At 38.2% G+C, this 325-nt stretch carries 1 pseudogene; it reads right to left on the reverse strand.

Annotated features, from left to right (window positions below):
- Window positions 1–325 (reverse strand): annotated as a pseudogene (locus tag WFH18_RS17970) (IS6-like element IS1006 family transposase); the annotation flags it as partial.

Below are 325 nucleotides of genomic sequence, written 5' to 3' on the forward strand. Positions count from 1 at the left end.
ATAATAAAATGACGATGCTTGTCCTTTACGTAGTGCACGCATGACTTCAATACCTTTAATTGTGGCATAAGCCGTCTTCATAGATTTGAATCCTAATGTGGCCCTGATGATCCGCTTTAGCTTGCCATGATCACATTCAATCACGTTATTTTTATACTTAATCTGCCTGTGCTCAAGGTCTGGTGGACATTTACCTTCCCGTTTTAACCGTGATAAAGCACGTCCATATGTGGGTGCTTTATCCGTGTTGATCACTTGTGGAATTTGCCACTTCTTCACATTATTTAAAATTTTTCCAAGAAAACAATATGCTGATTTGGTATTA

This window comes from Acinetobacter sp. USHLN143 (genome assembly GCF_037145695.1).
In the GTDB taxonomy this organism is placed as follows: Bacteria; Pseudomonadota; Gammaproteobacteria; order Pseudomonadales; family Moraxellaceae; genus Acinetobacter; species Acinetobacter fasciculus.